The 14,833-nt window shown below is 46.1% G+C and carries 13 protein-coding genes; 1 reads left to right on the top strand and 12 read right to left on the bottom strand.

The window, feature by feature from the left end; translation table 11 throughout:
* Positions 1 to 47: 47 nt before the first annotated feature.
* The 12 genes from C1T21_RS14180 to C1T21_RS14125 form a co-directional block, all read right to left on the bottom strand.
* The gene (locus C1T21_RS14180; protein WP_103048709.1) at positions 48 to 2,336 is read right to left on the bottom strand and encodes a thiamine pyrophosphate-dependent enzyme; all 2,289 of its coding nucleotides are present in this window, start codon (positions 2,334 to 2,336) and stop codon (positions 48 to 50) included.
* Positions 2,336 to 3,349, bottom strand: a complete 1,014-nt coding sequence (locus C1T21_RS14175; protein WP_103048708.1) for a 2-oxoacid:acceptor oxidoreductase family protein — start codon at positions 3,347 to 3,349, stop codon at positions 2,336 to 2,338. The genes C1T21_RS14180 and C1T21_RS14175 overlap by 1 nt, the downstream gene beginning before the upstream one ends.
* Positions 3,350 to 3,600: 251 nt before the next feature.
* Positions 3,601 to 4,035, bottom strand: coding sequence for a peptidylprolyl isomerase (locus tag C1T21_RS14170; RefSeq protein ID WP_013310775.1), 435 nt, complete (start codon positions 4,033 to 4,035; stop codon positions 3,601 to 3,603).
* A 162-nt stretch (positions 4,036 to 4,197) separates the two neighbouring features.
* Entirely contained in the window at positions 4,198 to 5,565 is a 1,368-nt protein-coding gene (gene lysA / locus C1T21_RS14165) for a diaminopimelate decarboxylase (RefSeq protein ID WP_103048707.1), read from the bottom strand.
* A 110-nt stretch (positions 5,566 to 5,675) separates the two neighbouring features.
* The gene (locus tag C1T21_RS14160; protein WP_103048706.1) at positions 5,676 to 7,361 is read right to left on the bottom strand and encodes a spore germination protein; all 1,686 of its coding nucleotides are present in this window, start codon (positions 7,359 to 7,361) and stop codon (positions 5,676 to 5,678) included.
* A gap of 26 nt (positions 7,362 to 7,387) precedes the next feature.
* Positions 7,388 to 7,810 (bottom strand): stage V sporulation protein AB, encoded by a 423-nt coding sequence (locus C1T21_RS14155; protein ID WP_023989211.1) that lies wholly within the window; start codon positions 7,808 to 7,810, stop codon positions 7,388 to 7,390.
* Positions 7,807 to 8,460 carry a stage V sporulation protein AA gene (locus C1T21_RS14150; protein ID WP_025723046.1) on the bottom strand — a complete coding sequence of 218 codons (654 nt, stop codon included), beginning with the start codon at positions 8,458 to 8,460 and terminating at the stop codon, positions 7,807 to 7,809. Before C1T21_RS14150 ends, C1T21_RS14155 begins: the two co-directional genes overlap by 4 nt.
* Positions 8,461 to 8,636: 176 nt before the next feature.
* Entirely contained in the window at positions 8,637 to 9,392 is a 756-nt protein-coding gene (gene sigF / locus C1T21_RS14145) for an RNA polymerase sporulation sigma factor SigF (protein ID WP_023989213.1), read from the bottom strand.
* An 11-nt stretch (positions 9,393 to 9,403) separates the two neighbouring features.
* Positions 9,404 to 9,859, bottom strand: a complete 456-nt coding sequence (gene spoIIAB, locus C1T21_RS14140; protein WP_013310781.1) for an anti-sigma F factor — start codon at positions 9,857 to 9,859, stop codon at positions 9,404 to 9,406.
* Positions 9,856 to 10,209, bottom strand: a complete 354-nt coding sequence (gene spoIIAA, locus C1T21_RS14135; protein ID WP_013310782.1) for an anti-sigma F factor antagonist — start codon at positions 10,207 to 10,209, stop codon at positions 9,856 to 9,858. Before spoIIAA ends, spoIIAB begins: the two co-directional genes overlap by 4 nt.
* A 96-nt stretch (positions 10,210 to 10,305) precedes the next feature.
* Positions 10,306 to 11,499: a D-alanyl-D-alanine carboxypeptidase family protein gene (locus C1T21_RS14130; protein ID WP_103048705.1), complete on the bottom strand. Its 1,194-nt coding sequence runs from the start codon at positions 11,497 to 11,499 to the stop codon at positions 10,306 to 10,308.
* Between the two features lie 213 nt (positions 11,500 to 11,712).
* Entirely contained in the window at positions 11,713 to 13,356 is a 1,644-nt protein-coding gene (locus tag C1T21_RS14125; RefSeq protein WP_103048704.1) for a glycosyl hydrolase family 28-related protein, read from the bottom strand.
* Positions 13,357 to 13,560: 204 nt separating this feature from the next.
* Between C1T21_RS14125 and C1T21_RS14120 the strand changes: the two genes are divergently transcribed.
* Positions 13,561 to 14,772 (top strand): O-antigen ligase family protein, encoded by a 1,212-nt coding sequence (locus C1T21_RS14120; RefSeq protein ID WP_103048841.1) that lies wholly within the window; start codon positions 13,561 to 13,563, stop codon positions 14,770 to 14,772.
* Positions 14,773 to 14,833: the final 61 nt, after the last annotated feature.

Here is a 14,833-nt window from a genome sequence, read left to right as displayed (position 1 = left end):
GTAACAGCGGCTAACAATGTTAATCGATGATTATGCAAAAAACGGAATTATAGCTCCGAAATTTCATGTTTCTTTTTCAGGATAGTCCAGCGACGCTCAATCTCCTGCTCAAAGGTAGCCAGCGTAGCCTCCTCCTTGAGAAGATGCTTCGTTTTACCCATTAGTTTTAACCATTCTGCAGCTGGAATCCGTTTTCCCTTGTCTTCCGGATTATACGTAATCGTCGTACTGCCTTGCTCTATTTCGTACAAAGGAAAGAAACAAGACTCAACTGCAGCGCCCACAATGCTGGTGCCCAGTCTGTCTTCGGATTTCCAATTCAACGGGCAGGCGCACAGGATCTTACCATAGGCCGTACCCACGTTGTTCGCATACCATTGAGCCTTGGCTGCTTTGCGCAGCATATCCTGCGGATGACTTTCAGCTGCTGTAAAAGCATACGGAATGTTACAAGCAGCCATGATTTGCACGGTATCCTTGTGATGTCCTTGCTTTCCTTTTTGCATTTTCCCTACACCTGACGTACTAGTCATGTGACCAACCGGAGTGGAGTATGATTGCTGTGAACCTGTATTCATGTACCCTTCGTTATCATATTCCAGCATGATCAGCTTATGATTACGCAGAGCCGCACCAATCGCAGAACCCATACCTATATCCATCCCACCGTCACCACTGATCATGATAAAAGTCGGATCGTCCGACATTTCAATTTCATTACGGCGCTTCATTTCCATATAAGCTTCCAGCGCTCCTGAAAGTGTAGCGGCCCCGTTTTGAAAAAGATTGTGGATCATCGGTTGTTTGTGTGATGTATATGGATACCCTGTCGTCGTCACATATACGCAGCCTGTCTGGAACAACACGACAATATCCCCTTCAATACCTTTGAAAAACAGTTCCAGCGCAGACAATGCCCCACATCCTGGGCAAGCCCCGTGACCTGGTGTAAGACGGCGTGGTTTGGTTGTCAACGACCGCAGGGGTGGTACCTTAACTTTGAGCTTCCCGGTCGCCTCGTCCGGCGTAACCTGAATCAGGCCCGTACGGTATGCATTGCCACGTGGCGGCTGCATAACTTGCGGCATCACCTTGTCCGGTGAACCCGGATTAATTCCGTAATAATCAAAGGGCTTCTCCGCTCGTCCTGCTTCTGCCGCCTCAATCGCAAGCTGGAAGAACGCCTCAGCATCTTCCGCATAAAAATCCTTGCCACCCAAGCCAAAGATACGGCTCAACACGAGTGTCCGATTCAGCGGGTCCTCCTGCAAGGCCGCCTTAATCTCATGCGTTAAATTACCGCCGTCTGCCCCATACGAGTCTGCACGTTCACCTACCAGCAGCGCCTTGACATCGCGCAATGCTTCCCGCAGTTGTGCGGCTGGGAACGGTCGGATGATATTCGGACGTATCACACCGGCTTTAATCCCGCGCGCACGGAGTTGATCCGCCACATCCTTGGCCGATTCAGCCGCCGAATTCAACAGGAATACCGCGACCTCAGCATCCTCCATTTGATACAGATCTAAAATCGGGTATTCCCGACCGGATAAAGCGGCATATTCTGCTGCTACCTGCTCATATACTCCTTCTGACAGCTTCAGTGCTTCGGACAGCTGAACATGATTATTCGTCAGGTCATCACCGTTCATATGCGCACCTACGGTAACAGGATGATCAAAATCAGTAATATTCGGATAATTTAAGTTCGGGTTAGGACCTACAAAACCGCGCACGGTCTCAGCATCTGCAAAATATTGCACTTTACGTTTTTGATGGGACGTATAAAAACCGTCATATGCAACCATTACAGGCAGCCGAACATCGCTATGCTCTGCGATTTTTAGTGCCATGATGTTCATATCATACACAGCCTGTGGTGTACTTGCCGTCAAAATGACCCAGCCTGTATTCAAACCATAGTACAGATCCGAATGATCCCCGCGAATATCCAGGGGACCACTGACAGCTCGTGTCACCAGATTCATAACCATTGGAAAACGGGTACCTGACTGAACAGGTAACTGCTCCAGCATGTACAGGAAACCTTGCGAACTAGTGGCGTTCACAACCCTCGCTCCCGCTGCGGCAGCTCCATAACAAATCCCTGCCGATCCGTGTTCTCCGTCTGCTGCAACCAGCTTAATATTATGCTGACCTCTCGTTCTCATCTGATCCAGATACTGCGCTACCTCGGTAGATGGAGTAATCGGGAAATATCCCATCATATGATAATTAATCTGCGCAGCCGCCGTAGCTGCCATTTCATTACCGGATTCGAACGTTGTCACTTGCGCGGCGCCTGTCTGTTTGAGTTCTTCCTCCAGTTTTGCCATTACGCACGCCCTCCTTCATATGCCGGAAATTGGTGGGCAACTCGATTCTGTTCCGCCCATCCCCATTGTTCGCGACGCGAGCTTAATGCCCCCGATGGGCAAATATCTACACATTTCAGACATCCTTTGCAATACTGGTAATCAATCCCTTGCAAAAATGGCATCATTCTTCCGCGTTTGTCAGCTTGCTCTTCCCATACAAAACAGTAATCCGGGCAAATCGAATCACACTTGGCACAATGGGTACATTTATCAGCTTCATAGTCAGGCACATACCCCTGACGTGAACCACTAACATCTCTCGTCATGCTGTTTCCCTGAGTCGCAATAACGCCCCCCAGTAGTTGGGTTTCGTATCCCAGCAATGGCTGCGGACGTTCAAAAACCCGATCCTCTGCGCCATCAGTAACTGGATATACGTGCAGTTCCATTTCCTCATAACCACGGTTAAACGTACGCAGATTAGGTTCCACTAACAGCGGATTTTTCTTTTCAAAGGTACTGCGTATAACCGATCTCATCGCTTCCGGGTCCAGGAAATCACAGACACGGAACAAGGCACCGAGCATGGACGTATTTAGTTTGGTTCGCTCTTCCAGTGCGATGCCCATCGCATCCACCACCGCAAGTGTACCGGATATCAGTCCCAAATCAGCCCGTATTTCTTCTGCTGGACGCGTGGAATTAACCACTACAATCCCATCCGCTGGCAGTCCGCTGATTACATTTACCGTTTTGTATAACGTTTCATGGAAAATGCCTACCACATGCGGTTGCTCAATCGGACTGTGATCCCGAATATCGACCTCCGGCTCACAGAAGCGGACGAAGCTTTTAACCGGAGTTCCCTTTTTTTCCGAACCGTAGGACGAAAAATTTGAAGCATTCAGCCCCAGACCAAGCACCCCGGTTTCGGCCAACATTTTGCCAGCCAGATTAGCGCCGAGTCCACCAATGGATTCCAGCCGGATTTCAAAAAATCCGAGTCGATTTGTGCGCGTTAAAATAGACAATGTGATAAGCCCCCTTCTTTTCCAATCCTTACTGAGTTTGAATACTCATATAAAATAAATGGAAAATGCATTCTTATGGAAAGGCTATCACAACACTTACTTTTCGAATGTGATCTTACGCACTGTAATGCCTACGTGATTGCGAAAATCAATAAACCGTCAAACAAAAGACAACAAAAGCCGCCCTGTCCAAAGACAGAACGGCTTAGGTGCAACGCTATTTGAGAAAGATCATGTAATTAACGGTAAAATTACACGTCAAATACTTTAACCTCTTTCATTTTGTCGCCTTGTTTTACAGCATCAATGAATTCCATACCTTTGGTTACTTTACCAAATACAGTATGTACTCCATCTAAATGTGGTTGTGGAGCGTAGCAGATAAAGAATTGGCTGCCACCTGTGTTGCGACCTGCATGAGCCATGGACAGAACGCCTTTGGCATGCTTTGTTGTATTCGTAGCTGTTTCACAGTCAATCGTGTAACCAGGACCGCCTGTACCGTTACCGATTGGACAACCACCTTGAGCAACAAAGCCCGGAATGACACGGTGGAAGCTCAAACCGTTGTAGTAACCGCTGTTTGCCAGCTTTTCAAAGTTAGCAACGGTGTTTGGAGCTTCTTCTGGGAAAAAGTCAATTTCGACGATACCGCCGTTTTCAAGATCTATTCTACCTTTTTTCATTGTTTGTATCTCCTTTTCAACCTGTTTTGAGAACTAAATAACATCAAGTTCCAGTTTACTATGAATTGCCGCGCTTAGCAAAGTCTTGTCCAAAAAAAAGAGCCATTGCCCCCGGTGTATTATTACCGACTCAATGGCCTGCTTGATCTTACAATTCTAAAATCAGGACGAAACGGTAATCTTGGCGTTGGGCTGAACCACCGTACTAGCTTGATCACGAATCAAGCGCTGTGGCACAACATCGTTACGTACGATATCTTCGTAGGTTTCCCGACGCACTACCAACTCGGCCTCACCGTTGTTGACAAATACAACTGCTGGTCGACGTATTCGGTTATAATTACTCGCCATGGAGTAATTGTAGGCTCCGGTTGAGGCAACAGCGAGCAAATCGCCGCTATTTATACGAGGCAGCTCTACATCCCAAATAAGCATATCGCCACTTTCACAGCATTTGCCCGCAATGGACACCGTCTCTTCGTTCGTATCCTGCGCTCGATTAGCCAGCATCGCTTCATACTTCGCCTGATACAGTGCAGGGCGTGGATTATCTGTCATCCCGCCATCTACCGAGACATATTTGCGTACCTGCGGGATATCCTTGATGCTTCCTACCGTATATAAGGTCGTGCCTGAATCGCCTACAATACTGCGTCCTGGCTCAATCCAAATTTCTGGAAGTTCATCGTAAAGTCCTGAAAAATAAGTTTTCACCGCTTCGCCGATAGCCTGTACATAGGTGGATACTTTCAGTGGAGTGTCCTCTTCTGTGTAGCGAATGCCAAATCCCCCACCCAGATTAATCACTTTGAAAGAAAACTGAAGCTGTTCCTTAATTTCTCTGGAAAAAGCTGCAACCCGTTCAGCAGCCATTTGGAAGCCATTCACTTCGAATATTTGCGAACCGATATGAGAATGTACCCCCAGCAGGTTAAGATGATCCAGCTTGATAGCCTGTTCCACTGCTTGGCGTGCTGTACCGTTACCAATGTCAAAGCCAAATTTCGAATCTTCTTGACCTGTGGCCATATATTCATGCGTATGCGCCTCAACCCCTGGTGTAACCCGCAGTAAGATATTCACCTGCTGTTCTTTCTCGGAGGCAAGGGCCTGCAACAAATGCAACTCCATTTCGCTATCGACGACGAAGCAGCCAATTTGCGCATCTAACGCCATTTCAATTTCTTCTGGTGTTTTGTTATTGCCGTGGAAATGGATTCGCTCTGCCGGGAACCCTGCTTGTAGCGCAGTAAACAATTCTCCACTGGAAACTACGTCAAGCGACATCCCTTCTTCAGCAGCTAAAGCGCACATCGCCATAACACAAAACGCTTTGCTTGCATAAGCAACTTGAAACTTCAATCCGGTTTCACGAAAAGCTTCTATGAATTCCCGGCAGCGCCGGCGGACTAACTGTTCGTCAACAATATATAGCGGCGTGCCAAAACGCTCTTTCAAAAGCGTTGTATCACAACCGCCGATCTCCAAATGTCCATTGCTGTTAATTTTACTGCTTCCATGCAAATACATGTTCTGGCGCCTCTCTTTCTGGAACAAGCTAGTCATATTCCATCGAATGTTTACACCAGTATAGCAAAAAAAACATCAAGAACAATGGATTTTTATGCAGATCATTTATATTAATGCTCCTGTCCATTGCCTGAGTTCGAATCTGTGTCGGCATCCGTATGGGGCATACGCGTATTGTCCCTCGTTTTGTTAGATGACGGGCGGTTAGGTGCATCTAGTACAGGCATACGGAACAAGATGGAAGCTAACGCTTTGGCATTAAAAGGAATGAACGGCCACAAATACGAAGAATTATATGACCGATGCAGCGTCAGCATCAAAATGATCAGTGTCGTACCCACGACAAAGCCCGGTACGTGAAAAATTGCAACAGCAACCAGCAGGAATAGTCGAATCAGTCTATTCGCCAGCCCCAGCTCGTAGCTCGGTGTTGCGAACATTCCTATCGCAGCGACAGCCATATACAGCACGACCTCATTCACGAAAAGTCCCGTCTGAACCGCTATATCACCGACCAGAATCGCTGCGATCAAGCCCATAGCGGACGCCAGTGGTGTCGGAGTATGCACAGCCGCCATTCGCATAAGATCGACCCCTAGTTCTACAATGATAAACTGGGCAATCAGCGGAAGATGTGCTTCCTTTTGAGGACCAATAAAATCGAGAAAAGCTGGTTTTAATTCGGGATTGATAACCATTAGCAGCCACATGGGAAGCAGAAACATCGAGGCAAATATGCCTAAAAAACGTACCCAGCGCAAATAGCTTCCCATAAAAGCGGTTTGCCGATTCTCTTCTGCATGCTGACACAAGTCAAAAAAAGTGGTAGGCAAGATCATCACGCTGGGTGAGGTATCGACGAAAATAACGAGCCTTCCTTCCATAATATGCGAAGCCACGACATCTGGTCGCTCCGAATATCGTACTAATGGATATGGATTCCAACCTTTATTGATAATCGTCTCCTCTAATTGCTTATCAGCCAGAGGAATACCATCCAAATTAACATTTTTAATTTTGTCTCGTACAGTATCAACCATCACCTTATCCACAATATCGTCAATGTAGCCCAAACATACGTCTGTTCGGGTTCGACGTCCGACCTGCATAGCCTCAAATTTAAGTCCTGGGTCCCGCAAACGTCGGCGCACCAAACCTACATTTGTAAGCATTGTTTCAGTAAACCCGTCACGGGCACCGCGCACAACCCGCTCCAAAGAAGGTTCCTCCGGACTACGCACCGGATAATTACGAGTATCCAGAATAAGGGAAAAACGTTCGCCTTCCATGAAAAAGGCACTCATCCCTGTCAGCACCTTGTTAATGACGACAGACATCTTATCTGTCTTCTCCACCTGAATATGTGGAATAAAATTTTCGAAATACGCTTGTAGTCCATCCGAAGAGAGATTATCCGGCGTCAGATAGGTGAGCCGCTTTAGCACTTCAAGCATGATCTGATCCTTCGCAAAGGTATTTAGGAACAGATATCCGGTATGACGCCCACCCAGTGTCATTTCCCTGAATACAACATCAAAGGTCTCCCCCAAACCTAATACTGTTTCAAGTGTATTCTTATTATCCTTCATCCTCGGCGATATATCATCTTCGGCCTGCCAGTAGCGAACGGACTCCTCTACGTTATCAGACCGCTCACTCTCTTTTTTGTGTTTAAAACGTGCAGATTCCTGCGCCTGCTTTTCCTGCCATGGACTCAACTCTTCTCCGTCAGTATGATATTCCTTTCCGATTCCCCCGTCTTCTTGATGTTGCTCTTGACCCGCTCTGTGATCCATATTCCTTGCCCCCTTCGCTTTCGTTGTTAACGGTTGTATACAAACCAGTCAAATAAGGAACCCGTCACCTTCCCAAGCACCATTGCCATTAATAGGCCGAGCATATACACGGTCATGTGGAGTCGCTTGGCGAGTATAGGCAGGAGATTCAATACCTCCGTTAAAGCCGCGGCGAGCAAGCCAATAAACACTCCGCAAAATAACCCAGGTATCCATGTAAATATGCCCGGTAGTGGCAAGCAAATGTTCCAAAAATCGACCACAGTTCCCAGTACCGAACCTACAATCATTGCCTTTTCGTATGCACGTGATTTTTTATACGTACGGGTGAGTTGTGCTAATCGCGGCATGATATCCAGCACAATAAAAAAAGCAATTACACCGCTACCCACCGCAAGGCCCCCAGCAATACCTAAAATAATCTGAAGTGCAGCCTGTACAAATATCATGGTTTCTTATCCTTTGTCTGCAGACGGGCCATCTTTTCATATTCCTCTGCCACAACATACTGATCCACATTTTCCTGGTACAGATACATCTCCACCTCCAGCGGCGTCGGCTCCTCGTTCCAATTTTTCTTGAACAAGTGATTAAAAAATACGATCATGCCAAAGCCGATGCCGATCGAGTAAGCAATTTGAAACAGGTACGGATGCTCATCCTTACGTCCCGTAATCATCTCTACAATCCGAACCTGTACCTCCATCATGCTAACGTCGGCATGAAAATTCATAATTGTCAGCGCAGAGCCAAAAAACAGAAGCACCCATACCAAAACAAACAGTATTTTGGACGGCTTACGGGGTTTCTCCACGAGTTCCACAAGTACATGTGGCTTCCCGAGAGATTCAACTACGACCCCCGGAATATGATCTCTAATTTTTGCTATGATCTGCAGCATGTCTATCAGTATCAGATTACCGTCCTGGTGCTGCGGCCGCTTGAGAACAAGCTCAAGCAGATCCTTTTCCCATTCAGGATTAGTCAGCAGATGGGCTACATCACCCAAATGTAAATCCTGCCCTTGTATCATGCGGACACGGCTGCGGAGCCGCAAGTAGACAATAGGAGCTACTGTAGGAGCCGGACTATGAGTCATCCGATCCCCTCCTTATCCTCGTAATTATCGATTAGTATGGAACGAAGCAAGGAAACCTATTCTGTGTATTGTCCTTTATCCCACGCAAAAAAGAGTACCCCTGGCCATTAAAATGGCTTTGGAATACCCTTTAGAAATACGTCAGCATAAGGATTTCACTAAGATCCTGGCTGTTATTATTGGGCAATCTGATCGCGGATCAGTTGTAAAATCTTTTTTTCCAGCCGTGATACCTGTACCTGAGAAATACCAAGCCGACTTGCAACCTCTGATTGAGTCTGATCCCGGTAATAGCGCAAGTACACAATCAACCGCTCCCGCTCAGATAGTCCGCCAATGGCCTCATTGAGTGCCAGCTTGTCGAACCATCTTTCCTGTGATTCGTCAGCAATCTGATCCATAAGTGTAATCGGATCACCGTCATTTTCGAACACCGTTTCGTGAATGGAGGTAGGCGGCTTATTAGCCTCCTGCGCAAAAACAACATCCTCCGGTGTCACTCCCAGCTCATCAGCAACTTCCTTGACTGTAGGCAGACGGTTGAGCCGTTTGGATAGCTCGTCTTTCATTTTGCGGACCTTATTGGCCGTTTCCTTCAAGGAACGGCTAACTTTGAGTGTACCGTCATCACGCAGGAACCGTTGAATCTCACCGATAATCATTGGTACTGCATATGTTGAAAATTTGACTTCGTAGCTGAGATCGAATTTATCCACCGATTTTAACAAGCCGATGCAACCAATTTGAAAAAGATCGTCAGGTTCATACCCCCGGTTCATAAAGCGCTGCACGACAGACCAGACGAGCCGGATATTACTATTGACCAGTGTCTCACGAGCCTCATTATCACCGGATTGACTCAGTGCAATAAGCCGCTTGACTTCCGCATCCTCCAAATAGCTGTGCGAAGTTTTTTTTCCTCCTGCTTCCATAGGATCAACTCCTAATTATATAAAGCTTTCTTGGATTCAATCCTTTTCTTCATCCGGACCGACGTGCCTCCGCCCGGCTCACTGACTGCTTCAAACTCATCCATGAAATTTTCCATAATCGTAAAGCCCATGCCGGAGCGTTCCAATTCAGGTTTGGACGTATATAGAGGTTGCTTGGCAAGTTCCAGATCCTCAATTCCTCGGCCTGCGTCCTCAACAACCAACGTAATCACGTCCGCTTCAATCCCGACTTTGATCGTTACGACACCTGACGGATCGCTGTCATAACCGTGAATTATACTGTTTGTCACTGCTTCAGACACCACGGTTTTCAAATCGCTTAGCTCATCCATTGTGGGATCAAGCCTGGAAATAAATGCCGCGACAGCCACACGAGCAAATGCCTCATTCTCCGATTTGGCAGCAAACTGCAAGCTCATGAAATTGTTACCCGTGCCTTCTCTCATGACACTACCTCCAGTTCCGTGAGCGCATTTCCCTCGTTGTCATATATGGGCATGATTTTGAACAGCCCTGACATATCCAGCAGTCGGTGTACTGGCGGATTGACATCACAGACTGCCATTTTTCCGCCCTTTTGCTTGATCAGTTTGTACCGCCCCAAGATAACGCCAAGGCCGGAGCTATCCATAAACTGAAGATTCTTCAGGCTGAGCACAATATGCTCGCATTGCCGGCGCTGAATCGCCTCATCCATTTGCATACGGACCATGTCCGACGTATGGTGATCAAGCTCACCAGACAGCCTTACAATCAGTACCCCCCGGTGATGCTCCATTTCAATTTGCAGGTTCATGCTTACTCACTCTCCTCCCGGTCTTGGACAAGGATTTCTACGTAGCCGCAGACGATTCCTGCCCTCCGACAAAACTAGAAGAAAACCCCGTAAAATCTACAAAGAAAATAGGTTCGACATGGTACGTTTAAACAATTTCCACCATCCGGCCTTTTCGATAGCCACAGGCGAAGTGATATTAAACTCCTTAAGACGTTGTCCATCCTGGTAGACGAACAGCTTACCGACTGGGTCACCAGCCCGGACAGGAGCTTTGAGGCTTGGGGCCAGTTGCAATTCATGACGCAACGTTTGTTTGTTGCCACCTTTTTTCACCAACACACTGTAAGAACGGTCAGCCTGAATTTTCAGCTCTGGCAATACGCCTTTTTCAACTTTTACGCTGCCCAGCAATTCACCCGGCTTGTATATAGATTTCATTGTATATTGAGAAAATGCATAGTCGAACATGGAAGATACTTCATTGTTGCGTATCTTCGTATTTGGCTCCCCGAGCACAACAGCTACGACACGCAAGCCATCACGCTTCGCAGTAGCGGAAAGACAGAACTTTGCTTCTGCCGTATAGCCTGTTTTCAGCCCGTCTGCTCCAGTATAGAAACGGACAAGTTTATTCGTATTCACCAGCCAAAAGGGTTTGACTGAGGATTTGCGCAAATAGTCCTGATAGGCTCCCGTATATTTCGTAATTTGCGGGTATTTCAACAACTCCCGGCTCATAACCGCAATATCATGCGCAGAAGAATAGTGATTTTCTACGGGTAAACCGTTGCAATTGGCAAAATGCGTATCCTTGAGCCCGAGTTGCTTCACCTTGGCGTTCATCATCTCAACAAATGCCTGCTCAGACCCTGCAATTTTCTCAGCCATTGCCACAGAGGCGTCGTTGCCGGAAGCCATTGCAATTCCCTTCAGCATCTCATCGACCGTCATTTCTTCTCCCGGCTCCAAGAAAATTTGCGAGCCCCCCATTGAAGACGCATATTCGCTGGCTCGAACTTTATCGGTCAGCTTGAGCTTGCCATCCTGAATGGCCTCCATTGTCAGCAACATCGTCATAATCTTGGTGATGCTCGCTGGAGGAAGCTTTTCACGACTGTTTTTTTCATAGATGACTGTGCCCGTATCTGCATCCATCAGGATCGCCGAGAGAGCCTCGGGAGCTAGCTCAGCCGCTGATCCCTTTTTGGTTTTGCTTTCAGGTATGCTTTCTTCGGCCCAACCGCCGACAGGGACGGCAGTCAAGGCTACCAGGCAAGCCAGGATGAACGCCACCACTTTTTTCTTCACAATCGGTTCCCTCCTCAACATATTGGCGTAAAGCACCGGAGCCCATTTACTTAACCCTCCGGCCTATTCGCGTGCTGCTAACCATTGTCGTCAGAATGAAAGAAAAATATTCCATATGGATAAAAACATCAAATAGCACCAAGCTGAGTCAGCATGGTGCGCATTTTCCAATATATAAAATGACAGAACAGCTATCGTCTATGAAATAATTGTTTAAATTCGGCTAACGGTGAGATATGTGATTCCTCCACCCGGTAGAATATCCATTGTATTTTGACTAAACACCCGTATATCAATAAAAGAATTCGCTTCCAGTCTAAGTTCCATTGCTCCATTCAATGCACTATAGTTCAGTCCGCCAATTACCCTATCATCGAGATAAGCATAGGCTGAACTCCCGGCTACTTGTTCATCATTCAGATGAAGTGCCAGCCGTGTGCGGTTGCCGTCCACTTGGGGATCGGTCGAAATGTAGACTTGTATTCTGTATTTCCCAGCTCGCTTGGCTCGCCATCGGCTATTCACCGCATCGAATTCGATCAGCTCATCATGGTTGATTTGATTGAACTTCACCTTCTGCCAGCTACCTGCGGGGAGATTTTGCCTCGATCCCAGGTAGGCTTTAACAAAGGTTTCGTCCAAATGCTCAATCCCGTTGTTCGAGTATTTCTCGACCAGCAGCAAAGCCTGCCCTGTCCCATTATTCTCGTCATAACGATTATTGCTATAGCTAAAATCCAAATGTGAGCGAAGTGTCACCTGCTGTGTGGAAGAGCTACCAGAGAAAGAAATAAGCTGCTTTAGATTACGAGGATACCCTCCCACCTCGTCCACCAAAACTTTTTTGCCAATGACCACATCCACAAAATAGTTACATACGGATTGGGTGTCATCGAATTTGTCCGCTATCGCTAAAATGGAGTCACGCAAGGCCACATTTTTTGTTTCTTTGGTAGCACCAATTTGAATAAAAGAAGGCACTGTCATCTTATGCTCTCTGCTTAGTCCCTCAAACCAGCAGCCTATAAATTCAGCGTTCATAAAATCATTAATTAGAATGGGAATATCATTGGAACTTCCATCCTTAATGTGCTGGCTAGCTAAAAATCTGGCCCCGTTGGAGCTATTCAGATCCAATGCCGTATCGTTCCCCAATGTAAAAAGCGCTATGCTAGTAAACTGTGAACTTCTATTCTGCAAGTGAATCCCTGTTTTATTGTAATTAATCTCCGTGCATTTAAATAAATTCACATCACTTTCGTAGCCCCAAAAAGCCGTTTCAAAATGCTCAATTAGGACGTTATCCAGGGCAACTCCGCCGCCCTTCCAATCCTGAATACCCAAAGTACCTTTGCCATAATATCCTCGCTTCACTGACTGCGAAAACGGATTATTTAATGTGGCTCTGTCAGCCCCCTCGTACCGGATCGATAAGTCATGAAACTGCACATTTTGAAATCCGCTAAACGATGGTAGACTTTCATCTCCAATTTGAAAACAAGGACCCGTACCATAATATTCAATCGACGTAACACCTTTGCCTTGTCGGTATCTGCCCTTATGAATGCCAAAAATGCGCACACCCTGCTTGCGAATCTGTAGGGTAGAGGTTATTTTGTATCGTCCACTGGGGATGTGAAGAATGGAATAATCGGGGGTCTTATTAATCAATTCCTGTAAAGCTGCCGTGTCATCCTGAATACCATCACCAGCAGCTCCAAACCAACTTACGTTTACACTGCGTTCAATGAATTCTTTTTCAATGGTTTTAAAATTTTCATTTAATTGCTGCGGTGTTAAGTCTTTGCCTGTACCACTCAAATTCAACTTCAAACGGTCTGTAAAATGATCCGCCACCCGAACACCCCCATGTTTAAAAACGTAAAAAGTTCCTTTTTAACCAAGCCGAAGAATTCTTCATTTTCTTAGCATGGACTGAGTATATGCACAATAGGGCTTGCTCTAGGCTTGAGAAAAATGAAAATAAATATTTTATTATTATTGTACAAGAAGATACGTTTTGTATATTATAGATACATAATGTATCTAGGCGGTGAAATCGTGAAACATGTACTTACAGTAGCTGGTTTACTGGCTTTTTCGATTCCTTATGCTTGTCAGGGTTTGTCCCCCAGAGTTATCACGATTTCCCTGCTTATCCTGTTGTTCAGCTATACCATGCTACTACCTTCACTCAAGTCATTGATCGCAACCTTAGCCGACAATCCATTGCTTACTTTACTCATGCTGTACATCGCTGCCTCCTGTTTATGGGCTGAACAAGAGCAGACCTCTTCCTTGCTGATGGTTCTCAAATTTCTTGCCTTCTCTACCTTTGGACTCTATTTGGTCACCCATTATACAACACAGGGCTGCATTCGCCTCTTAGTCGTTACGTTAAGTATTTTGAGCATACTCAATCTACTCGCCGTTTTGCTCGTTCCCTCCTTTGCTATTCATGGCGGCGTAGAACATACTGGGCTATGGAAGGGCATCTCTGGTCATAAAAATACACTTGGAACTCTCTCTCTGTTAAGTTTTGTTTCACATGTTATTTACTTTTTCAGGGGTAAACATAAAGTTTTGCATATTGGCTTCATCTTACTCAATGCCTTATTGCTCATCGAGTGCCAATCTACCACCTCTTTGGTACTGACATCTTCGCTCTTCGTATTTATATTGTTTATATTGCTATTCAAGAGAATCCGAAGCATTGCATTACGCGGTTTCTTCATTAGCTGTTCCTGCTTGTTCGTTCTTTTGGGTTTGGTATTCATCTTTACTTATGGAGATGCGATTGCGTCGGAATTTGGAAAAACAACGACCTTAACTGGAAGAACGGAAATCTGGCAGGGGATTGGTGGTGCTATTCAGAGCCATTACTGGTTCGGACATGGTTACGGCTCCTACTGGGCAGCCCGGCCCAGTATCTATGCGAACGGAATTCGATTTGATCTGACAAGCAGCCATAGCGGTTTCCGAGATCTATGGATCGATGTGGGCCTTACAGGACTACTGGCAACAATTACAATCGCCATAACCACTTTATTTAAATTCAGAATTGGTAAAGCAGATATGTATACATGGTTGACGGCAGCGGTTTTTTTCTTGTTTATCATATTGAACAATATAACGGACAGTCGTTTCCTGAACTCGCTATCCATTTACTGGATTATTTTCATGGTTATTGTGATTAAGGTGCAAGAACGACATAAACTGGCTGTAGCAGAAAAAACGAATTCAACTGCATTGAGCACACAGTCTCTTTATTAGGAGATCATCCTCAGCTCAACCGCTGTATGTGAAAAAGAACCCCGTAGCCACGCCAACAAGA

The organism is Paenibacillus sp. F4, assembly GCF_002894905.1.
Classification (GTDB): Bacteria; Bacillota; Bacilli; order Paenibacillales; family Paenibacillaceae; genus Paenibacillus; species Paenibacillus polymyxa_B.
The sequence above is the reverse complement of the archived record's forward strand: the minus strand, read 5'-3'. Positions and strand labels throughout refer to the sequence as shown.

What these genes read in the sequence shown, in the direction of transcription:
- C1T21_RS14180 (WP_103048709.1), bottom strand. Translation starts at nt 2,336, where the DNA reads ATGGCAAAACTGGAGGAAGAACTCAAACAGACAGGCGCCGCGCAAGTG.
- C1T21_RS14170 (WP_013310775.1), bottom strand. Translation starts at nt 4,035, where the DNA reads ATGAAAAAAGGTAGAATAGATCTTGAAAACGGCGGTATCGTCGAAATT.
- lysA (WP_103048707.1), bottom strand. Translation starts at nt 5,565, where the DNA reads ATGTATTTGCATGGAAGCAGTAAAATTAACAGCAATGGACATTTGGAG.
- C1T21_RS14160 (WP_103048706.1), bottom strand. Translation starts at nt 7,361, where the DNA reads ATGGATCACAGAGCGGGTCAAGAGCAACATCAAGAAGACGGGGGAATC.
- C1T21_RS14155 (WP_023989211.1), bottom strand. Translation starts at nt 7,810, where the DNA reads ATGATATTTGTACAGGCTGCACTTCAGATTATTTTAGGTATTGCTGGG.
- C1T21_RS14150 (WP_025723046.1), bottom strand. Translation starts at nt 8,460, where the DNA reads ATGACTCATAGTCCGGCTCCTACAGTAGCTCCTATTGTCTACTTGCGG.
- sigF (WP_023989213.1), bottom strand. Translation starts at nt 9,392, where the DNA reads ATGGAAGCAGGAGGAAAAAAAACTTCGCACAGCTATTTGGAGGATGCG.
- spoIIAB (WP_013310781.1), bottom strand. Translation starts at nt 9,859, where the DNA reads ATGAGAGAAGGCACGGGTAACAATTTCATGAGCTTGCAGTTTGCTGCC.
- spoIIAA (WP_013310782.1), bottom strand. Translation starts at nt 10,209, where the DNA reads ATGAACCTGCAAATTGAAATGGAGCATCACCGGGGGGTACTGATTGTA.